The sequence below is a fragment of the Nitrospirillum guaranorum genome (assembly GCF_034653275.1).
In the GTDB taxonomy this organism is placed as follows: domain Bacteria; phylum Pseudomonadota; class Alphaproteobacteria; order Azospirillales; family Azospirillaceae; genus Nitrospirillum.
Genome location: NZ_JAYEES010000004.1, coordinates 177420 through 193794 on the forward strand (window position 1 = coordinate 177420; position 16375 = coordinate 193794).

Genomic DNA, 16375 nt, shown 5'->3' on the forward strand with positions numbered 1-16375 from the left:
ATGCAATATACGGCGACCTTCACCCAACCCGGTATATTCCGTTGGTCGGGCATGACCCTCGCCGGGCACCAACGCGACAGGTTCAGCGCGCGGCGGAGGGGCCGCGGGCGGCGATGGCCTTGTGCGCCCTGTCCAGAAAACCGTGGGACAGCGCGTGGTACACGGCCTCCGCCCCCATCACGCGGGCAGCACCGCAGCCGATCAGGCTGCCGGCCATGATGGGCACCGCCATGGCATGGTTGCCCGTCATCTCCAGCACGATGACGAAGGCGGTGATGGGCGCCTGCACCACGCCGGCGAAATAGGCGACCATGCCGACCAGAACCGCGACCTCGGCATTGGCGCCGGGCAGCAGGTGCCCCAGTTCCGCCCCCAGACCCGCGCCCACGGCCAGCGAGGGGGAGAAGATGCCGCCAGGGATGCCGCTGACTGAGGACAGGGCCGTGGCCAGCCACTTTGCCGGTCCGAAGAGGGGGAGACGGCGGCGGCGGCTTGCGGATGGGACGCCGCTTCCAGCAGGGCCTTGGCCTGGGCATAGCCGGTGCCATAGGTGTCGCCGCCGGTGGTCAGGCCCAGCAGGGCCAGCGCCAGGCCGCACAGCGCGGCGAAGGGGACGGGATGGGCCTTGATCCAGCGGCCGGCGCGGCCGGCGTGGCCGGGCCAGTGGCCGACACCCCTGGCCATGCGGACTACCACGCGGCTGAAGGCGCCGCCGGCCAGGCCCCCGATGACGCCGCACAGCGGCACCAGCGCCCAATCCTGCCAGGTGGCCATATGGACCGTGCTTTGCCCGAAATAGAGGTAGTCGCCCTGGATGGCCAGCGGGGCGGCGCCGGCCACGGTCACGGCGGCCAGCACCAAGGCGCCGGTGCGCATGTCGAAGCCGCGCCCCATCTCCTCGATGGCGAAGACGATGCCGGCCAGGGGCGTGTTGAAGGCGGCGGCCACGCCGGCGGCGCCACCGGCCAGCAGCAGTCCGGGGAAGCGTCCACCGAAGGTGGCGCCCACCCGGTGCATGAGCGAGGCGCCCACCTGCACTGTCGGCCCCTCGCGCCCGATGGACGCGCCGACCGCCAGCCCCACCAGGGTCAGCACGATCTTGCCCACCGCCAGGCGGATGGAGACCAGGGCGGTTCGTTCCCGCTGGTCGCGCAATTCGCGGGCGGCGATGGCCTGGGGAATGCCGCTGCCGCCGGCGTTGGGAAAATACGCCCGCGTCAGCCAGGCCGACAGCGCCAGCCCCGCAGGGGTGAGCAGCAGGGGCAGCCACGGCCGGCCGGCGATGGCTCCGCCGAACAGTTCCTGCGCCTTGTCCGCCAGGGCGGCGAAGACGACGGCCGCCAGGCCCACCAGCACGCCGCCGCCCCAGAACACCAGCCGCCGTTGCCAGCCCTCGCGTGAAAGCCACAGGCGGCGGGTGCGTCGGTATGCTGCCAATGCCATGGGACGGGGCCCCTTCTGGGGAAATTGTGTGTGGAAGAACGGCGGGAATGTCGATGCACCCTAGACCATGATCCGGCCGGGGGCGACCCGATCCTGACCTTGATCAGGGGACGGCAGGACCGTGCGCCCATCATGCCTGCGGCCAAGGGGGCTGCCGCGGCGGTTCCAATTCGGCCCGCCGCCAATTCCGCCCGCTGCCAATTTCGCCCACTGGCTGTAAGGTGCGGCGAATTGACGGACCCTTCTGCCTCCAAGCCCTCCTGCCTCCAAGGACATGATCGCCCATGACCGACATGCCGGATGCCGCCGCGCGCGCGCAAGCGCTTCTGGCCCAGGCGCACGAGCGCCTGGGGGCCGGTGACGGCGCGGGGGCGGAGGCGTTTTGCCGCGACGCGCTCGCCCAGGACCCCGCCTGCGCCGCCGCCTGGAACATGCTGGGCGCCCTGTTGCTGCGGCACCGGGACGCGACGGCGGCGGAGTGCTTCGCCCAGGCCGTCCACCATGCGCCCCGGGTGCTGGAACATCACCGCAACCTTGCCGGCGCGCTTCACCAGATGGGCCGCCCGGCGGACGCGGCGGCGGCACTCGGCCGCGCCCTGTCCCTGCTGGGCCCCCAGGGCGGGTTGCTGGCGGCCCTGGGCGACGCGCGGATGGCCCAGGGCGATGCCCCCGGCGCCGTCACGGCTTATCGCGCCGGGCTGGATCACCTCGCGCCTGGCCCGGAGAGGACGCGGGTCCAGGGCAATCTCACCCGTGTCCTGTCCACCTGCGGCTGGTGGGATGAGGCGGTGGCGGTGGCGCGGGAACGGGTGACGGCGGCGCCCGGCGCCCTGACTTGGCGTGACCTGGCCAATACCCTGCTGGCCGCCGGCCAGGCGGACGCGGCGGTGGAACCCGCGCTGGCCGCCGTGGCGCTGGCGCCGGACCGGGCCGATTTGCGCGTCGTCGCCTCCGCCGTGCTGATCGACGCCAACCGGATCGATGAGGCGGCGACGCAGGTGGCGGCCGCCCTGGCCTTGGCGCCGGACATGGCCGAGGCCCACGCCAATCGCGGTTTCATCGCGCTGCGCCGTGACGATCCCGCCGGGGCCGCCGCCGCTTTCCGCGCCGCCCTGGACGGCACGCCGGCCGGCGGCGGTCTTACCCTGGCCGCCCTGCATGAGGGCCTGGGCACGGCCTTGCTGCGCCAGGGCGACATCGCCGGTGGCGCGCCCCATTTCGCCTGGCGCTGCCGCACCCCGGGGTTGGGCCCGGCGCTGGCCGGCGTGCCGGTGTGGGATGGCGTGGTCCGGCCCGGTGTCGCGCTGGTGGTGACGGCAACCCAGGGATTGGGCGACGTCATGCACTTCATCCGGTACGCCCCGTTCCTGCGCCAGGCCGGCATGCGGGTCATCTTCCGGGGCATGGACGCGCTGGTGGATCTGCTGACCGCGTCCGGCCTGGTGGAGGGGGCGGGGCCGTTGGCCCAGCCGCTGCCGCCGGATGCCGGCTGGGTGCAGGCGGATTGCCTGGCGCTGCTGCCCCTGGCGGCGACGCCCCTGGGCTTCGCGGCTGATGCCGTGCCCTATCTGGCGCCGCCAGCGGAAGCCGTCCAGCGCTGGGCCGGGGTGCTGGATGGCCTGCCGCCGGTCCGCGTGGCGCTGGTGTGGGCGGGGTCGACCCGCCTGGCCTACCACCGCCACCGGGCGCCACGCCTGGCGCCCCTGCTGCCGCTGCTGGACGATCCGGCGTTGGCGGGCCGCGTGGGCTGGGTCTGCGTGCAGACGGACGACGGGCGGCGCGACTTGGCCACGGCGGGCGCCGCCTTGGCCGGCCGGGCGGACTTCCTGGATTTGGGTGATAGGTTGCGCAATCTGGCCGATACCGCCGCTATCCTGGCGCAGGCGGATCTGGTCATCGCGCTGGACACGGGCGTGGCCCACCTGGCCGGGGCCCTGGGCCGCCCGCTGTGGCTGATGCTGGATACGGGCAGCGAATGGCGCTGGTTCTCAGGGCGGGGGGACAGCCCCTGGTACCCGACCGCCCGCCTGTTCCGGCAGCGGCGTCCCGGCGATTGGCCGGGCGTGGTCGCGGATATGGCGGCGGCGTTGCGCGCCCAGGTCGCGGAATAGCGGCGGGGCGGCCTGGATGGCCCGCCCCGCCGCCGGAACCTTACTTGCCGTCCTTCGGCGTGCCGGTGCCGTTGAAGGCCTCGGTCTTGCCGCCCATGCTGGCGCAGGTGCCGGCCTTCACGGCCTTCCAGTCCTGGCCGTCATAATTCTTGGTGGACTGGCCGGCGCAGGAATGGGTGCCGGAGGCGTTGGCGCAGCTGTTCTGCCCAGCCTTGGAGATGCCATAGCACTTCTCGGTGGCGTCGGCGGCGTGGGCCGGGCCGGCGAACGCCGCCAGCGCCAGGGCGCCGGCCAGGGCGGCCGCGACGGTCACGGCCGTCTGCGGCGTGGCAGGAACGTCGGCGGCCTGCCGGACGGCGGACGAAACACGGGATTGAGACATGGGCCTTCCTCCTGTTGGGACCGGGTGACGGCCGTATCGGCCCCTCCGGCTAGGGGGAAGATAAGGGCAGGCGGCGATACTTGCAAAACAGCCTTTAGCGCGGATCGTGCGACAAAACGGATAGTATCGTGCGTGCAGGTCTCGAAAGACGGGAAAGCCTGAAGGAAAGCCGCCACCCATGACCGACACCTTCCAAACCGATGACCTGGTCCGTTACGCCGTGGGGCTGCACAAGGCCGGCAAGCACGAGGCGGCGGAGCCCATCTATCGCCAGGCCCTGGCGCGCGATCCTGGGCGGGGCGACGCCGCCCACCTGCTGGGCATGCTGCTGGCCCAGACCGGCCGCCTGAGGGAGGCGGAGGCGCACATCCGCCAGGCCCTGACGCGCTTCGACGCCATGGCAGACCTTCACGCCAGCCTGGGCCTGGTGCTGGCGGACCTGGAACGGCTGGAGGACGCGGCGGCCAGCTGGCGGCGCGCCCTGGCGCTGGCGGCACCCGGCACACCCTGGGTGCCGGAGATCGCGGCGCGACTGGCCGCCGTACCCGCGGTTCCCGCCGCGCCGCCGCAGGGGGATGCCGTGGCCCTGCTGGCCCTGGCGCGGCAGCGGCTGCGCACCGACGACCTGGGGGCGGCGGAAGCCCTGTGCCGGGAGGCTCTGGCCGCCGACGAAACGTATGCCGACGCCTGGAACATGCTGGGCGTGCTGGCGCTGCAGGTGCGGGACGAGGCCGCCGTCGCGCACTTCGCGGCGGCGGTGCGGCATGCGCCCCAGGTCGTGGTCCACCACAGCAACCACGCCGCGGCCCTGTATCAGCTGGGCCGGCCGGCCGAGGCGGCGGAGGTGATCAACAACGCCCTGACGGTCATCGGCGCGCGCGCCAGCCTGCTGGCCCAATTGGGCGACGCCCGCTTCGCGCAGGGCGACAGCTTCGCCGCCGCCGCCGCGTATCGGCTGGCGCTGGATTATCTGGCGCGTGAACAGGCCCAAGGAGGGGGCGCCGGTGTCGACGCCCCCCGCGTCCAGGGCAACCTGGCCCGGGCGCTGTGCGCCTGTGGCCTGGCGCGCGACGCGGTGGCCGTGGCACAGGCGCGGGCGGCGGCGGTGCCCGGGGTTGACGCCTGGCGCGACCTGGCCATCGCCCTGCTGGCGGCCCATGACCCCGACGCCGCGCTGGCACCCATCCTGCGGGCGGTGGAAGCGGCGCCGGAACGGGCGGATCTGCGCGTGACCGCGGCGGCCGCCTGCATCGATGCCAACCGCGTGGACGAGGCGGCCGCCCATGTGGCCGCCGCCTTGGATCTTGACCCCCACTCGGCCGAAGCGCACGCCAACCAGGGCTTCCTCGCGCTGCGGCGCGGTGACCCCGTGACGGCGGAATCCTGCTTCCGCACGGCCCTGGACCATCATCCGCCCACGCGTGACGCCAACATCGCCGTGCTGCACCAGGGGCTGGGCATGGCCCTGCTGCAGCAGGGGGACGTGGTGGGTGGCGCCCCCCATTTCGCCTGGCGCCGGCATATGCCCGGCCTGGGACAGGGTTTGGCCGACGTGCCCCCTTGGGATGGCGTGGTGAGGTCCGGGACCCATCTGGTCATCACCGCCACCCGGGGGCATGGCGACGTGATGCAGTTCATCCGCTATGCGCGGCCGCTGCGGGCGGCGGGCATGCGGGTGGTGTTCCGGGGCATGGACATCCTGCTGGACCTGTTGGCGGCCTCCGACCTGGTGGAGGACGTCGGCGCCCTGCGCGACCCCCTGCCGCCGCCCTGGCCAGGGCACCAGTGGGTGCAGGCGGACTGCATGGACTTGCTGTCCCTGGCAGGCACGGGGCTGGGTTGGGCGGCGGACACGGTGCCCTATCTGGTGCCGCCGGCCGATGCCGCCGCGCGCTGGGCGGGGGTGCTGGAGACCCTGCCGCCGGTGCGCGTGGCGCTCAGCTGGGCGGGCTCGACCCTGTTTCCCTATCATCGCCACCGGGCGCCGCGCCTGGCGCCCCTGCTGCCGCTGCTAAAGGATGCACGCTTGGCCGGCCGCGTGGGCTGGGTGTCGGTACAGACGGACGACGGCCGCCGGGATCTGGAAACGGTGGATCTGCCCCGGGCGGTGCGCGAGGACTTCCTGGACATGGGCGACGGTCTGCGCAGCTTCGCCGACACCGCGGCCATCCTGGCCCAGGTGGACGTGGTCATCACCCTGGACACCGCCGTGGCCCATTTGGCCGGCGGCTTGGGGCGGCCCCTATGGCTGATGCTGGACACGGGCTCGGAATGGCGCTGGCTGACCCGGCGGACGGACAGCCCCTGGTACCCCACCGCCACCCTGTTCCGCCAGGCCCGCCCCGGTGATTGGCCCGGCGTGGTCGCCGCCCTGGCGGACGCGCTGTCCGCCCATGTGGGGACGGCTTCCGGTCTGGCTTGATCTGATGCCCGGTCTTTTGGGTTAGGGTACCGTTCTGGCGCTTGAACCGGTCCGCCTCACCGCCAATCGTTTAAGGGGTGAGGTGGCGATGCGGGATTTGACGGACGTTTTCGATCGTACGGGGGCGGTGGCCCGCCCGCCGTATCGCGGCTTGTGGGGCGAGCTCTGGTCGCTGCCCAGCTATCGTCCCGCGCCGCCGCCGCCCCTGCCGGCCGGCGACCGCACCGTCCTGGTCATACCCGCCTTCCTGACCGCCGATCCCTTCACCCGGCCTTTGCGCACGTTCCTGAGCCGGTGCGGCCATGCGCCCCGGACGTGGGGGCTGGGCATCAACTGGGGGCCGACCGCGCCGGCACGTGCCGGCCTGCGCCGTCGGCTGGATGAGATCTGCGCCGAAACGGGCGCGACCATCGATGTGGTGGGCATCAGCCTGGGCGGCCTGCTGGCCCGCGATCTGGCGCAGCACAGGCCGGACCAGGTGCGCCGCGTGGTCACCATCGGCAGCCCCGTGCGCCTGCCCACGGCCACGCCCCTGGAACCTCTGATCCGCCTGATCGCCCGCCATTATCCCGAGGATCTGGAGCCGGGGCGGTTATCCCAACCCCTGCCCATGCCCACCACCGCCATCTACAGCCGCGACGACGGGGTCGTCGCCTGGCAAAGCTGCTGGGTGCCGGAACCGCAAGGCCGGGTGGTCGCCGTGGACGGCGCCCATGTCACCATGTGCCGTAATCCGGACGTGCTGCGCGCCGTGGCGGAAGCGCTGGCCTGAGCCCGTCCCCCGGGCCCAGTCCCGAAAGCCCGGTCAGGACGTCGCGTCGTCGCGGAAGATCATCTCGATGGGCAGGCCGAACAGCCGCCCGATCTTGAACGCGAGGGGAAGCGACGGGTCGTAGCGCCCCGTCTCCAGCGCGTTGACCGTCTGACGCGACACGTCCAGCCGGCGGGCCAGGTCCGCCTGGGTCCAGCCATAGCGGGCGCGCATCTCACGCAGGCGGTTGTTCATGCCGGCGGCCCCTCGTGATGGCGGATGGCGGCATCACTCCTCGTCATTCTCGTCCCCCTCCGGCATCTGCAGCCATCGGCCCAGGAACTGGCCGACGACCAGCAGCAGCACCATCAGCGGCCACACCATGAACATGGACAGGCGCGGGAAGCCCGCGACCTCCAGGAAACCATAGGTGAAGGTCAGCAGGGCCGTGCCGGCGAAGGCGAAACCGATGGCGATCAGCTGCACCCGTCCCTCCTCCGGCCCGCTGCGGCGCAGGTGGCGCACCACGGCCCACCAGATGCCGACGCAGGCCACCATGGGGGTGATGGCCACCACGGTACGGGTGCCGCCCTGGACCCAACCGTTGTTCAGGGCCATCAGGGCGAGGGTCATCAGCAGGCCATAGGCCAGCAGGGCGACGACGAATTCGATGAGATAGCGTTTGCCGGGCATGGGGGATCCGTTGGGCGGACGGGGGCTATCCCTTGGAGAATACAGACAGGTCGCGCACCCAGACAAGTATGCGCGACATGGCGATGTCGTTGCCTTGGCGCGTCACGCGGCGGTGATCAGGGTGTTCAGGGCGTCCAGCCGATCGGCCAAGGGGCCGTCGCGGCGGATCAGCATGCGGATTTGCACCGGCGCCAGCGCGAAGGGCAGGGGCGCCAGCTCGTCCGCCAGATGCAGCGTCTCCAGCAGGTGCAGTCCGTTGCGGTGCACCAGGACGCAAAAGTCCGCCCGGCCATAGCGCACACGCTGCAGCATGCCCTCCGTCGTGCCACTGCGTTCCAGGTTCAGCCCACGGGTCTCCAGCGCGTCCATCTCGGCGCCGTAGGCGCTGCCCAACGGGGCGACACCCGCGCGGCCGAACAAATCGGCGGCGGTGCGATAGCGCCCCACGTCCGCGCGGCGCACGAAGGCGCGCACGTCGTCATCGGCATAAGGGGCGGTATAGAGCATACGATCCGTCCGCTCCGCGTTCCAAAGGGCGGAGACCAGCAGGTCCACTCGGCCGTGCTCCAGCGCCGCCAGCGCCCGCTGCCACCGGCCGAACGCCAGGGGCATGGCCGCCAGCCCGAGGTGGTCCAGGGCGGCCTGCGCCTTGTCGGCCCCCAGCCGCGCAGCCGGTCACCCTCTTCCCAGCTGTAGGGGAACCAGGCCGGGTTTCCGCCGATGCGGATGCCGGGCGCTTGCGCTCCCGTCCGCCGCGCGGCCGTGGCCCATAACGCGGCGCCGCCCAGGGCACTGCCCAGAACGCTGCGTCGCGTGATCACGCCGGCGGCGGTGCCGTTCGCACCGGTTGCCGTCATCCTCATCTGCCCCATCCGGCCCACCGTCCCGGGCCGACCGTCCACCGGCCGCACCGTTGGGGGCGTCATTCGTTCCCTTGCAGGATGGCAAAGGATGGCCGGGCTGTCGCCAGGGTTCTCGGCCCGTCAGCAATCTTTCATGGGAGCATTTTTGAGTGCGGATCGGTGGCCGGCCGCAAAAGCGAACCCCCGGATGCGGGGCATCCGGGGGCGGTCTTACGGGAACATGTCGTCCACGGCGCTCTGGCTCAGCTTGCCGTCGCTGCTGGGCGGCTCCGGCGCCTTCGCCGGCTTGGGCGGCGGGGGTGGGGGCGCCACCGGCGGCGGTGCCGCGACCGGGGCGGGCGGCGGCGGCGGTGGAGGGGGCGGGGGGCGGCCACCGGGGCGAAGCCGCCGCCGTCCATCAGGGCGTCGACCATGTTCTGGTCGATGCCGCCGCGCAGGGCGGGGCCGTGCATCAGGTGGGAATCGGGCCGGACGTCCTGCGGGTCGTCCATGATGGCCTCGGCCGCCTCGGTTTCCAGGCCCCAGATTTCGATCATGGTGTGCACCCGGCGCTCGATGTAGCGCATGGTGTTCACGACCTTGGTCATGCGCTGGCCGGTGATGTCCTGGAAGCTGCACGCGGTCATGATCTCCATGACCTCGTTGTCCAGTTCGCTGGCCACGGCCGGCGACTCGCCGCGCAGGCGGTCGGCCACCGACTGGATGCGCTCGGCCCCGTTCAGGATCTCGGTGGTGGCGTGTTCCGTCGCCTGCAGGATGGCGTCCAACTCCTCGGTCGCCAGCATGATGCGGTTGGCCGAGGGGTCGTCCGGCTTCAGGGCCGCGATCTCGCGCCGCGTCTGGGCGATGTGCGACGCCATCTCCTGCAGCTCGCGGCGCAGGATGCGAATGTGGGCGCCGGAGCTGTCGACCTCACCCCCCGTCTTGGCTTCCTTCAACAGGCGGCGCACGTCGTCGATGGCGACGACGCGGCCCCGGCGGTCCCGCATGCGCAGAAAGGCACGCCCGCGCGCCGTGGACTGCAGCGCGTCCTCGATACGGGCGTATTCCTCGTCAGACAGGTCGGAAAAGAAATCCGACACAGGCATCACCCCAGCGCGCCGATGACGCTCTCGATCTTTTTCTTCAGCGTGTCGGCGTTAAAAGGTTTCACGATGTAGTTGTTGACGCCGGCTTCCTTGGCGGCAACGACGTTCTCCGTCTTGGATTCCGCAGTCACCATGATGAAGGGCGTACCCTTCAGGCGGACATCCGCGCGCACTTCCTTCAGGAGTTGAAGGCCGGTCATCGGCTCCATGTTCCAGTCAGAGATGACCAGCCCGAAGGTGGACGCGCGCAGCTTGGCCAACGCCTCGGCGCCGTCGGCGGCCTCGTCGATCTTGGTGAAGCCGATCTGCGTGAGCAGGTTCCTGATGATGCGCCGCATCGTCGCATAATCGTCGACGACGAGGACCTGGATATTCAAGGACACGCAAACCCCCAAGTGCCAAAAGTTGAGCGGAGGATGGAAACAGGGCGCGGGAGAGTGCCCCCTCCGATCCGGTGGCCGGTCAGGAAATCCTGCCGGGTGGGCGTTCTGCCCGTTCCGGGACATGAAAACACTTCCCGGCGCGTCCCTTCTGAACGGCGCCGCGCGGCACTTTGGAAGGCGCCCAAACGGTTGTCAAGCATCGCCCCGGGATAGCTTGTCTCTTTGCCGGAATCACCAATAGCCGACCCCAAGGGCTTGAGCGCCCTGCAACTCTTGGGCGGTCTCAGCGGCCCGGGACCAAGGTCAGGATGCGGTCGCAGGCCTCGGTGATCGCGGTGTCGGCGACCAGCCGGGCGTCATGCCTCCCGTCGCCTCAGCTCCGCCCTCGGGGCGGTCGATGGCCCACGCCAACGGATCGCTAGGTTCGCTGTCCGTCGGCGTATAAGGGCCGCTGGCCGTTGCCTGGCCCCCGCGCGGGCGCTAGGGTCCCAGCCCATCCGTTTCCCGTTGAAAGGGCTTTCCGCCGCATGCGCCGCTTCCCCGCCCTTCTGGCCGCCCTGCTGCTGTCCACCACCGCCTTGGCCCAGCAGGCGCCAGCCGGCAAACCGGTCGCATCCAAGCCGGCCGCGTCCAAGCCCGGGGCGGATCTGCCCGTGGGCGGCCTGCCCAGGATGGGCGGTGACTACCAGGCGGTGGAGGCCCTGACCGTCAATGGCGTGCGCCAGGACCTGCGCGTCTTCCATGACCAGGGGCGGGAACGACGCGAGATGAGGGAAGGCGGCCTCAGCACCATCCTCATCGTACGTCCCGATCGCGACACCGCCTTCGTGCTGCAGCCGGAGTCGCACATGGCCGCCCCCCTGTCGCCCCAGGATCCCGAGGCGGCCCCCGACCTGACCCGCCTGTCACAGCTGGATGCCGAGGCGCTGGGCCGGGACACGCTGGGGGGCGAGGCGGTGGTCCGCTACCGCGTCATCGGCACTTATGACCAGGGCGGCGGGTTCGAAGGTCAGGTCTGGTCCACGGCGGACGGCATCTACATGCGGGTCGAGGGCACGGCCAACGACGGCAACGGTCCCGTCACCATCCGTCTGGACCTGGCCGACCTGAAGCGCGGCCGGCAGGATGGGGCCCTTTTCGAACTGCCCAAGGGCTACACCATGATGAACTTCGGCCCAATCGACGCGCCCGTTCCGGAAGGCTTGCGCGGGGATGCGCCCAAGCCGTAATCCTTATTCCCGCAGGGTGGGGGAAGCCACCGTCCAGGACAAAACAACCGGCCCCGTCCGGCGCTCGCCCTTGATCTCAAGGGCGGCGGGAGGGGCGGCCGGCTTCGCAGGAGCGGTTTGATGCGCGGGCACAGCTTTATCTACTCCACCCTGCTGGCGGCGACGCTGGCTCTTCCGTTCGCGGCCGGCACCGCCCAGGCGCAGGTGCCGCTGAACGCCCGCCCCGCGATCGGCGGTCAGGTCGATGCCCAGCACCAGTTCATCCTGGATTATGCCAAGCAGCCGGGCGTGGAGATGTCGACCAACGGCGTCGCCTATCGTTTCCTGCGCAAGAAGGAGCCGGCTGTCGGCCAGCAGCCCAACCCCAGCAACCGCATCCGGGTGCATTACGAGGGCAGGCTGATCGACGGCACCGTCTTCGACAGCTCATACCAGCGGGATGAGACCGCCGTCATGTCGCTGGAAAAGGTGGTGAAGGGCTGGGTCGAGGTGATCCCGCGCATGCATGTCGGCGACAAGATCGAAATGGTCATCCCGGCGGAGATGGGCTACGGCCAGAAGGGCTCAGGCGACGGCGTCATCCCCGCCGGCGCCACCCTGATTTTCAAGGTCGAGTTGTTCGAGGTCATGCCGGGCGAACTGCGCAGCAAGGGTGCCGGCTGATCGGCGGCGCAATCATCCCCAGGGCTTGCCCGCCGGCCGCCGCCTAAAGACTCTTGCGTTGTTGCGCCCAACCCCGTCACATCTTGGGACGTATGCCGTTCGGGGAGATTCCGGCCGGTACTAGGGAACAGGCACGGGCAACGTTTTGGGATCAGTCGCCGTCGTGAGCGTGGGGACGACCGCCATAGGGTTGGGGCGAGGGCAGCGCCGGTTCGCGGCCGCCCTGCTATGGGCCCTGGTCTGGCTCGGCGCCTTGCTGGCGCCGGCGGCGGCGCAGGAATACGCCTTCCGCTCCTACACTCAGGAAGACGGCCTCGCCAACTTGTCCATCACCGCCCTGGCGCAGGACGCCATGGGCTTCCTCTGGGTGGGGACCGAGAACGGGCTCTATCGTTTCGATGGCGGAAAGTTCCAGCGTTTCGGCCCGGCGGAGGGGTTGAAGGAACCCTATGTCAGCGCGATTCACGTGACCCCGTCGGGCGTGCTGTGGGTGGGCACCACCGGCGGCCTGTACCGCTGGGATGGCCGGACCTTCGCCCCGGTGTCCCAGGACGGGCGGCCGGTGCCGGTGTGGCAGGGCCAGAAGCTGGCGTCGTTGGATGCCGGCCACCTGCTGGTGGTGGGCCGCGAAGATCTGCTGGTGGTCGAGGCGCATAGGGCCGACGCCGCGCCGGGCACCAACCCCACCGCCGTCGCCTGGGTCGCCCGCCCCTATTTCACGCCGGACCAGAAAGCGGCCCAGCCGGCGCTCAACCGAATCCAGAGCGTGCGTGTGTTCGGTGTGGGCGAACAGGGCGGCGGCGACATATGGCTGGGGTGCGGCCAGGCGCTGTGCGAGGTGCGTCAAGGCCAGCTGAAGCTATGGGGACCCGACCAGGGCGTCGCCCCCGATCGTTGGGGCAATGTGCTGCGCGATGTCGACGGCACGTTGTGGGCGCGTGGTGAGCACCAGGTGCTGGCGCTGGCGCCCGCCGCCGCTCAGGGCGATGACGGGCGCTTCACGGCGCAGCTGCCGCTGCCCTCCACCCGCACCAACGTTCGGGTGTTCCTGCCCCTGCTACAGGACATGGATCGCAATATCGTCACCTTCGGCGATCAGGGTCTGCTGCGCCTGGCACACCCGGGCAACGGACAGGCGCACAGCCACTGGGAGCAGCTGGGCGACGCCAATGGCCTGCCGGCGCGGGAGGTCAGCGCCCTGTTGGTCGATCACGACGGCGACCTGTGGGTGGGCTCGGCGGGCCTGGGCCTGACACACTGGGTCGGTTATCGCAGCTGGGCCAACTGGACGGCGCGCCAGGGGCTGATCCATGAGTCCGTCTGGTCCTTCCGCCGTGACGGCGCCGGACGCCTGCTCATCGGCACCGACGGCGGCCTGGCCCGGCTGGAAGAAGGGGGCGATACCCCCCCGCACATCATTCCGGCGCCCGGCGGTCAGCCCATCCTGAACCATCAGGTCGGCAGCCTGGCGTTGGACAAGTCCGGCCGCTTGTGGGGCGGCACCTTCTCCGGCCTGCTGTTCTACCAGGATCAGGGTAAGGACGGGGCGGCGCCCCCGCCGGCCGTGGTCGTGGCCCACCTGCCCCTGATCTTCCAGGTCTTCATCGATGCTCAGGGCCGGTTGTGGGTCATGACCCGGAAGAAGGGCCTCTACGTCATCGACAAGCCGGATGGGCCCAATCCCCAGGTGGCGCCCCTGGGCACGGCCCTGCCCATCCCACCCGACAGCTCCGTTTCCAGCGCCTGCCAGGCGCCCTCCGGCACCCTGTGGTTCGCGACGGAAGCCGGCCTTCTGCGCTTGGGCGGGGGCAAATGGACGGCGCCGACCATCACCGGCGTGCCCCCGGTCACCCGCTTCAACGTCATCGCCTGCGCCCGCGACGGCAGCCTGTGGCTGGGCGGGGAGACCGTGCGCCTGGCCCACGTGCAGGAGCCGCCAGGCAACACGCCGGGCGCCGGCACCGGCATGCTGCAGCCTGTGGGCGACGTGACCGAGGACCTGGTGGGCGACCGCCAGGTGCTGGGACTTCTGGAGGACCGGCGCGGCTGGATATGGCTGTCCACCGATAGCGGGGTGCTGGTGTGGAACGCCGGCGCCCTACGCCAGTACAGCCACGATACCGGCCTGGTGTGGAACGACTGCAACCAGAGCGCCCTGATCGAGGATGATGACGGGACCCTATGGGTGGGCACCAGCAAGGGCCTGACCCATATCACGCGGCCGGACCTGCTGTTCAACCGGCCGGCGCTGGTGACCCGGGTGACGGGCATCGAACGCAACGGCATGGCCTTGCCCACGGATGGCAATTTCGAATTGCCATGGGACACGGCGCCCCTGACCTTCCACCTGACCACGCCCAGCTTCCGCAGCCGTGGCGGGCAAATCTACCGCTATCGCCTGAACGGCCTGGAAAGCGAGTGGAACGTGACGGCGGCGGAGGAAATCCGCTACTCCGCCCTGCCGTCGGGGACATATGAGCTGGAGATCGTGGCCCGCAACACGGCGTTGCAGGCCATGGCGCCCTCCATCCTGGTGCCCTTCAGCATTCGGCCGCCCTGGTGGCAGACCAAGCTGTTCTTCGCCGGCTGCGCCCTGTCCGTGGTCGCGGTCGGCGTCGCCATCTACCGCTGGCGTACCCATGCCGACATGGAACGGCGGCGCACCTTGGAAATCCTGGTGGAGGCGCGGACACGCGAGCTGGAAGCCTCGCGTGAGCAGCTGCGCCAACTGGCCATGTACGACAGCCTGACCCATCTATGGAACCGCCGCGCCATCCTGGACCTGCTGGAGTTGGAGCTGGCGCGGCGGCGTGAGGACGCGTCGCTGACCGTGGTGCTGGCGGACGTCGATCATTTCAAGCGCATCAACGACACCCATGGCCACCCGGCGGGCGATGCCGTGCTGGTCGAGGTGTCGCGCCGGCTGTCGGCCGCCGTGCGCAGCTACGATGCCGTTGGCCGCTACGGTGGCGAGGAATTCCTGATCCTGTTGCCCGGCCTGGGGCGGGACGACTGTGGTGATGTGCTGAACCGTCTGCATGGCGCCATCTCCCTCACCCCCATCGCCTTGGGGCCCATCGCCTGGGGCGACGTGCCAGCTGGTGTGGTCTATGCCCATGAGGATGGGGCGCCTGAGGCGGCACCGGACGTGCACGTCGACGCCTTTGGCGTGAGCGTGACGGTGACCTGCAGCTTCGGCGTCATCTCGGTCGGGCCGACGTCCGGCCACGGGTCGGCGGGCGTGCCGCCGTTGGCGGAAATCATCAAGCGGGCGGACCAGGCCCTGTATCGGGCCAAGCACCTGGGACGCAACCGGGTGGAGTACGCGAGCGGAGTGTGACCGGCCCGCGGGCGCGAAAAAGACGGGGCGGGGAACGCCGGAGGAGCACGCCATGGGCTTGGACAGGCGCATGTTCATTCGGGCCATATCGGGCGGCGCGGCACTGGCGGTGGCTGGGCGGGCCTCCGCCCCGTGGGCCATGCCCGAGGATACAGGCCCCGAGGCGGGACCGGTGCGCTTCCTGCTGTCCGCCCTGCCCCTGTGGACGGAAGGGGAGGGGGATGGGGCGACCGGCCCCATGCCCGACATGGCCCGGGCGATCTTGCGCCGCGCCGGCCAGCCCGGCCATCTGGAGGTGATGCCGCAGCTGCGCCTGTATGATGAGCTGATGCGGGCGGGCACTGTGGTCTTCGCCCTGTCCGACAGCCATCCCCCCGACAGCCGTCTGTCCGGGACGCAGTTGCCGGGCGCCCAGGGCTCAAGCCGCGACGGGACGTCCGCCGTCGCCTTCGTACCCCTGGTGCCGGTGTTGCAGATGCCGTTGGCGGTGGTGGCCCGCACCGGCACCCGGTTGGCCAGCCAGGAAGACGTGCAGGCCCTGGGCGCCGTGGCCAGCACCCGCACCACCGGTGGCAGCGTCGCGCGGCTCATGGACCGGCTGGGCGTTCCCGTGGTGCCGGCCCCTTCTCTGGAAAGCGCCCTGCGCATGCTGCGCGCCGGCCGGGTCAACGGCGTGGTGGGGGCGGAGGTCATGCTGAAGGCGCTGATCAGCCGTCTGGGTCTGGCCGATACGCTGGGCAGTGAATTGCGGGTGGGCGCCATGGAGGGGTGGCTCAGCTGCTCCCGCGATGCGGCCTCCACGAAGGCGGCGCAGAACCTGCGGCGGGCGGCGGACGAGCTGCGGGCCGAGGGCGTGTTCGACCAAATCGCGGAACGGTATTTGGGCGCGCCGGTTCTGCCCGCCGGTGCGGTGCCCTGATCACCTTGAGGTGAATCGCACTCATGTGAGAATGCGAAAGGCGCGTTTGTCGGAGTCACGGGGAAACAGGGACAGTGGCGCCTCTTCC

The 16375-nt window shown here is 70.8% G+C and carries 14 protein-coding genes and 1 pseudogene; 7 read left to right on the forward strand and 8 right to left on the reverse strand.

What is annotated here, in order from left to right:
• Positions 1-82 precede the first annotated feature (82 nt).
• Together UAJ10_RS22580 and UAJ10_RS22585 are read right to left on the reverse strand one after the other, a co-directional pair.
• A complete protein-coding gene (locus UAJ10_RS22580; RefSeq protein WP_322919042.1) occupies positions 83-598 on the reverse strand; it encodes a chloride channel protein in 516 nt (171 codons plus the stop codon).
• Positions 553-1443 (reverse strand): annotated as a pseudogene (locus UAJ10_RS22585) (chloride channel protein); the annotation flags it as partial. The pseudogene UAJ10_RS22585 and the gene UAJ10_RS22580, both read right to left, overlap by 46 nt.
• Before the next feature lie 284 nt (positions 1444-1727).
• Between UAJ10_RS22585 and UAJ10_RS22590 the strand changes: the two are divergent.
• Positions 1728-3554 carry a tetratricopeptide repeat protein gene (locus UAJ10_RS22590; RefSeq protein WP_322917518.1) on the forward strand — a complete coding sequence of 609 codons (1827 nt, stop codon included), beginning with the start codon at positions 1728-1730 and terminating at the stop codon, positions 3552-3554.
• 40 nt (positions 3555-3594) lie between these two features.
• Here UAJ10_RS22590 and UAJ10_RS22595 read toward each other — a convergent pair whose 3' ends face one another.
• Positions 3595-3936 carry a BufA1 family periplasmic bufferin-type metallophore gene (locus UAJ10_RS22595; RefSeq protein ID WP_322917519.1) on the reverse strand — a complete coding sequence of 114 codons (342 nt, stop codon included), beginning with the start codon at positions 3934-3936 and terminating at the stop codon, positions 3595-3597.
• Positions 3937-4114: 178 nt separating this feature from the next.
• On the opposite strand from UAJ10_RS22595, the gene UAJ10_RS22600 reads away from it, so the two are divergent.
• Positions 4115-6358 (forward strand): tetratricopeptide repeat protein, encoded by a 2244-nt coding sequence (locus UAJ10_RS22600; protein ID WP_322917520.1) that lies wholly within the window; start codon positions 4115-4117, stop codon positions 6356-6358.
• Positions 6359-6446: 88 nt separating this feature from the next.
• Positions 6447-7130 carry a hypothetical protein gene (locus UAJ10_RS22605; protein WP_322917521.1) on the forward strand — a complete coding sequence of 228 codons (684 nt, stop codon included), beginning with the start codon at positions 6447-6449 and terminating at the stop codon, positions 7128-7130.
• Between the two features lie 33 nt (positions 7131-7163).
• On the opposite strand, the gene UAJ10_RS22610 is transcribed toward UAJ10_RS22605, so the two are convergent.
• The 5 genes from UAJ10_RS22610 to UAJ10_RS22630 form a co-directional block, all read right to left on the reverse strand.
• On the reverse strand, positions 7164-7364 hold the full coding sequence (locus UAJ10_RS22610) for a helix-turn-helix transcriptional regulator (protein WP_322917522.1): 201 nt from the start codon (positions 7362-7364) through the stop codon (positions 7164-7166).
• 33 nt (positions 7365-7397) lie between these two features.
• Complete coding sequence (locus UAJ10_RS22615; RefSeq protein WP_322917523.1) at positions 7398-7802, reverse strand: hypothetical protein; 405 nt, start codon at positions 7800-7802, stop codon at positions 7398-7400.
• Positions 7803-7904: 102 nt separating this feature from the next.
• Positions 7905-8414: a substrate-binding periplasmic protein gene (locus tag UAJ10_RS22620; RefSeq protein ID WP_416235399.1), complete on the reverse strand. Its 510-nt coding sequence runs from the start codon at positions 8412-8414 to the stop codon at positions 7905-7907.
• A 493-nt stretch (positions 8415-8907) separates the two neighbouring features.
• Complete coding sequence (locus UAJ10_RS22625; RefSeq protein ID WP_322917524.1) at positions 8908-9753, reverse strand: protein phosphatase CheZ; 846 nt, start codon at positions 9751-9753, stop codon at positions 8908-8910.
• Complete coding sequence (locus tag UAJ10_RS22630) at positions 9753-10136, reverse strand: response regulator (RefSeq protein WP_004271341.1); 384 nt, start codon at positions 10134-10136, stop codon at positions 9753-9755. The genes UAJ10_RS22625 and UAJ10_RS22630 overlap by 1 nt, the downstream gene beginning before the upstream one ends.
• Positions 10137-10663: 527 nt before the next feature.
• Here UAJ10_RS22630 and UAJ10_RS22635 point away from each other — a divergent pair.
• From UAJ10_RS22635 to UAJ10_RS22650, 4 genes are all read left to right on the forward strand, one after another.
• Complete coding sequence (locus UAJ10_RS22635) at positions 10664-11365, forward strand: hypothetical protein (protein ID WP_322917525.1); 702 nt, start codon at positions 10664-10666, stop codon at positions 11363-11365.
• A 120-nt stretch (positions 11366-11485) separates the two neighbouring features.
• Positions 11486-12028 (forward strand): FKBP-type peptidyl-prolyl cis-trans isomerase, encoded by a 543-nt coding sequence (locus tag UAJ10_RS22640; protein ID WP_322917526.1) that lies wholly within the window; start codon positions 11486-11488, stop codon positions 12026-12028.
• Between the two features lie 163 nt (positions 12029-12191).
• Positions 12192-15368, forward strand: a complete 3177-nt coding sequence (locus UAJ10_RS22645) for a ligand-binding sensor domain-containing diguanylate cyclase (protein ID WP_322917527.1) — start codon at positions 12192-12194, stop codon at positions 15366-15368.
• Positions 15369-15420: 52 nt separating this feature from the next.
• Positions 15421-16287, forward strand: a complete 867-nt coding sequence (locus UAJ10_RS22650) for a substrate-binding periplasmic protein (RefSeq protein ID WP_322917528.1) — start codon at positions 15421-15423, stop codon at positions 16285-16287.
• Positions 16288-16375: the final 88 nt, after the last annotated feature.

Excerpts from the sequence above, each read along its gene's own strand:
- UAJ10_RS22590 (WP_322917518.1), top strand. The coding sequence starts at position 1,728 with ATGACCGACATGCCGGATGCCGCCGCGCGCGCGCAAGCGCTTCTGGCC.
- UAJ10_RS22595 (WP_322917519.1), bottom strand. The coding sequence starts at position 3,936 with ATGTCTCAATCCCGTGTTTCGTCCGCCGTCCGGCAGGCCGCCGACGTT.
- UAJ10_RS22600 (WP_322917520.1), top strand. The coding sequence starts at position 4,115 with ATGACCGACACCTTCCAAACCGATGACCTGGTCCGTTACGCCGTGGGG.
- UAJ10_RS22605 (WP_322917521.1), top strand. The coding sequence starts at position 6,447 with ATGCGGGATTTGACGGACGTTTTCGATCGTACGGGGGCGGTGGCCCGC.
- UAJ10_RS22610 (WP_322917522.1), bottom strand. The coding sequence starts at position 7,364 with ATGAACAACCGCCTGCGTGAGATGCGCGCCCGCTATGGCTGGACCCAG.
- UAJ10_RS22615 (WP_322917523.1), bottom strand. The coding sequence starts at position 7,802 with ATGCCCGGCAAACGCTATCTCATCGAATTCGTCGTCGCCCTGCTGGCC.
- UAJ10_RS22620 (WP_416235399.1), bottom strand. The coding sequence starts at position 8,414 with ATGCCCCTGGCGTTCGGCCGGTGGCAGCGGGCGCTGGCGGCGCTGGAG.
- UAJ10_RS22625 (WP_322917524.1), bottom strand. The coding sequence starts at position 9,753 with ATGCCTGTGTCGGATTTCTTTTCCGACCTGTCTGACGAGGAATACGCC.
- UAJ10_RS22635 (WP_322917525.1), top strand. The coding sequence starts at position 10,664 with ATGCGCCGCTTCCCCGCCCTTCTGGCCGCCCTGCTGCTGTCCACCACC.
- UAJ10_RS22640 (WP_322917526.1), top strand. The coding sequence starts at position 11,486 with ATGCGCGGGCACAGCTTTATCTACTCCACCCTGCTGGCGGCGACGCTG.
- UAJ10_RS22650 (WP_322917528.1), top strand. The coding sequence starts at position 15,421 with ATGGGCTTGGACAGGCGCATGTTCATTCGGGCCATATCGGGCGGCGCG.